Below are 3,129 nucleotides of genomic sequence, written 5' to 3'. Positions count from 1 at the left end.
GGGGCGATCCTGGCCCTGGCCAACGCCGAGCCCGAGCTGTGCATCGCCGCGTTCGAGGGTGACGCCGGCGCCCAGCGGCGGCTCACCCGGGCCCACCTGGCCGCGCAGCGCGACTTCCCGCACGGCCTCAAGGCGCTGATCAGCGAGCGCTTCGGCACCTCGGTGACGGCCCGCCTCAACTAGCGGTGGTTTGTTGGCTACGGCGGGATGTAGAGGTACAGCGGCTGTCCGGCATGAGCGGTGTCAAGCAGCAGCCCAAGCTGGACCGGTGGGGGCGCCGTCGACCATGCCCGCCACCAGCGCCTGAGCACGACCCAGGGAGTCAGCCAGCCTCGGACCCGGCGAAGCGTCACCGGCCAGGACACCACCCTGGTGAGGGTGCGCTGGCCGCTGTCGGGTCGTCTCCCCCGCGCTGCTGCTGGGGTGGCGTGCGGATCGGAGGGCGCTGCTTGGTGGCCCGGCTGCTTGGTAAACCACGCCCACCAGCAGAACGAGAACGCGCAGCACACCAGCTGCCAGTGCCGGCGGATCGCCCGGTCGCTTCGGACCTGGAAGTCAGCCCAGCCAAGCTCGTGTTTGACCTGCTTGTAGCCCTGCTCGACCCAGTTGCGCAGCCCGTACAGGCGCACCAGCTCGGCCAGGCCGGCGGGCGGGAATGGACCGCATGCCCGCTGGCCGGGGCGAGGCAGGTTGCTGACCAGGTACCAGGTGGTCAGCTTCGGGAGCGTGGCCGGGTCGGTGGTCGCCACCACCAGCCGAACGGGCTGGTCCGGACCCCAGCCGGCCGCCGGCAGCGCCGCCTCGGCCGCCCACCAGGTCTCGGTGTGCCCGTTGCGGAACCGGCGGGTAAACGGGGTCCAATCGCCGGGGTCGGCCGGACTCGTCCAGGCCAGCTCGTGGGCTGCTTCCTGTGGGCTGTGGGCCTGGTCGGCCGACGCCCAGACCCCCTTGCGAGCCTTGACCGCCAGGACATAGGCCACCCCCGCGGCGCCGAGCGCCTGGGTGAAGCCCTCGTTGTCGCCGTAGAAGCAGTCGGCGACCACGGCGCGAAAGCCGATGCCGGCCTGGCGGGCGGTCTGCACGAGCCCGACGGCCAGCTGCGGTTTGGTTCGGAACTCCGGATCGCGCTTGCCTCCAGGCAGCCTGGACGCCGGAGTGTAGGGGCTGGTGTGGGCGGGCCAGTAGACGCGCTCGCCGGCCCACAGGCTGGTGACCGCGACGAGGCCGTTGTCGGTTTTGCCCAGCGAGCCCAGGTACTGGCGGGCCACGTGCGCGGTCGCCGTGCCGGCCTTGCGGTCGCCGGTGTCGTCGATGACCAGCACGCCGTGGTCGTGCGGGCGGGTCGCCGGGTCGCCCAGCAGCAGCTGGAGCCGTCGCTGGTTGACCTGCTCGTGGTCCCAGGTCGACTCGGTGAGAAACCACTGCAGCTCCTGCACGGCCGCATGCTGGGCGCCGAGGATCGGCTCGGCGCCGGCCAGCGCGGTCAGGGTCTTGTTGCGGTCCCGCGGCAGCAGCAGCCCTTGCAGGTAGGCGCGGAAGCTGCGGCGCTGGGCCAGCCGGCCAAACAGTGCATCGAATCGGGCGGCGTAGTCCTCCAGCGGGCCGGGTGCGGGTGGGCAGGCTCGACGCTTGGTCATCGCCGCGTCTCCAAAGCGCGTGGTCCTCGCGAAGCCCTCTTACCCCTCGACCAGCCCTAAGTCAACAAACCACCGATAATGGGCTCTTCACGATCGAGGGTGTAGCTGTGGTCTGAACCCGCCGGTCTCGAGTAGCGATCTGGCGATGTACTTCGCGAGATTGCGTAAGCCAAGGGCAGAGCCGTGGAGGTGTTCGAGGCGACCGTTGATCGCCTCGGTCGGTCCGTTAGGTAGGCCGACCCGGCTCGCTGACCAAGATGTATCCGAGCCCGCCGGAGTCCTCGTCGTCGCGCCGATCGACGACTAATGACGGCTCTTCACAATGCAAAGTGTCTTCGGTGACGCTGATGCGCCGATTGTCGTCGAACTCGCGCAAAACCAGATCTACAAGGCGTTCCGGGAGGTCGGGCGCGTGATGCGGACCGTGGCGCTGCTGCGGTTCCTCGCCGACTCGGGGCTGCGGGCACGGGTGACCGCGGCCACCAACAAGGCCGAGGCCTACAACGGGTTCTCCGCCTGGACCCCGGTTCGGCAACCAGGGCGTGATCGCCGAGAACGACCCGGCCGAGCAGGAAAGTCGGTCAAATGGAACTCGCTGCTGTGCAACCTGATCGTGTTCCACACCGCGATCGACATGATGGAGGTCATCCGGCAGCTGGTTGCCGAGGGTGGCAGGTGACCGCTGAGGATCTGGCCCAGCTCTCGCCCTACCTGACCTCCCACATCCTCCGGTTCGGCGCCTACGCAACCGACGAACTCCACATCCCGCCGGACGTGTTCGACCCCGCGCTGGACGAGGTCGACTTTGGCGGCGAACAGCCCGCGGCCGCGTAGTCAGGACACGGTAACGCAGCAGAGGGTTGGTTTAGCGCCTCCCCCATGCAGGGCGACACTGGAGGGCCGAGAATCCTCCATCGCTCACGCAGCACGCGTAACCCACGCAAATGTCCGCGGCCGGGCGCTCGTCCGGGATCGGCGCCGGCTCGATGCTGGCGGCAGCGCGGCTGGACCATCCCGGCGCGCGATGCCGGCGGGGCGTCGGCGATACTGTGGGCATGGAGTACGTGTCCAGAGTGCCGCGACCGCCGCTGGACGGGCTGATCGACGACCTCTACTACCTGGAGGGTGCGCCGCCGTACGCCCGGCTGACGCTGCCGCCGATGCCGGGGGCGTTGCTCATCGTCAACCTCGGGGCGCCGTTCCGCATCCGCGCCGGCACCGACATCGAGACGGCCGAGTACGCCGACGGCTGCGTGGTCACCGTGCCCACCCGCGCGTTGGAGTTCGGCTACCCACTCCGGACCCGGTCCGTCGGCGTGCACTTCAAGCCGTGGGGGCTGGCGCCGTTCCTGCCGATGCCCGCGGCCGAGCTGTGTGACCGGCCGGTGACGGTAGAGCAGGTTTGGGGCCGGCCCGCCATTGCTGAGCTGCGAGACCGGCTGGCCACGGCGGACGGACCGCACGAGATGCTGACGCTGCTCGAGGAGGAGCT

The 3,129-nt window shown here is 69.8% G+C and carries 5 protein-coding genes and 1 pseudogene; 4 read left to right on the top strand and 2 right to left on the bottom strand.

The features are described from left to right. A partial coding sequence (locus VF468_29050; GenBank protein ID HEX5882334.1) for a hypothetical protein occupies window positions 1-183 on the top strand: 183 nt, incomplete at its 5' end. Window positions 184-197: 14 nt separating this feature from the next. Here VF468_29050 and VF468_29045 read toward each other — a convergent pair. Further along, window positions 198-1,637 carry an IS701 family transposase gene (locus VF468_29045; GenBank protein ID HEX5882333.1) on the bottom strand — a complete coding sequence of 480 codons (1,440 nt, stop codon included), beginning with the start codon at window positions 1,635-1,637 and terminating at the stop codon, window positions 198-200. Between the two features lie 87 nt (window positions 1,638-1,724). Next, window positions 1,725-1,865: pseudogene (locus VF468_29040) on the bottom strand (ISL3 family transposase). 94 nt (window positions 1,866-1,959) lie between these two features. On the opposite strand from VF468_29040, the gene VF468_29035 reads away from it, so the two are divergent. The 3 genes from VF468_29035 to VF468_29025 form a co-directional block, all read left to right on the top strand. Next, window positions 1,960-2,316 carry a Tn3 family transposase gene (locus tag VF468_29035; protein HEX5882332.1) on the top strand — a complete coding sequence of 119 codons (357 nt, stop codon included), beginning with the start codon at window positions 1,960-1,962 and terminating at the stop codon, window positions 2,314-2,316. After that, window positions 2,313-2,471, top strand: coding sequence for a hypothetical protein (locus VF468_29030; protein ID HEX5882331.1), 159 nt, complete (start codon window positions 2,313-2,315; stop codon window positions 2,469-2,471). Before VF468_29035 ends, VF468_29030 begins: the two co-directional genes overlap by 4 nt. Before the next feature lie 221 nt (window positions 2,472-2,692). After that, on the top strand, window positions 2,693-3,129 hold a 437-nt coding region (locus tag VF468_29025), incomplete at its 3' end, for a DUF6597 domain-containing transcriptional factor (GenBank protein HEX5882330.1).

The organism is Actinomycetota bacterium (assembly GCA_036280995.1).
Lineage (GTDB): Bacteria > Actinomycetota > CALGFH01 > CALGFH01 > CALGFH01 > CALGFH01.
Note: the sequence above shows the minus strand (reverse complement) of the source record. Positions and strands in the feature narration are given on the sequence as shown.

Coding starts and splice junctions, on each gene's coding strand:
- VF468_29035 (HEX5882332.1), top strand. CDS start 1,960: ATGCAAAGTGTCTTCGGTGACGCTGATGCGCCGATTGTCGTCGAACTC.
- VF468_29045 (HEX5882333.1), bottom strand. CDS start 1,637: ATGACCAAGCGTCGAGCCTGCCCACCCGCACCCGGCCCGCTGGAGGAC.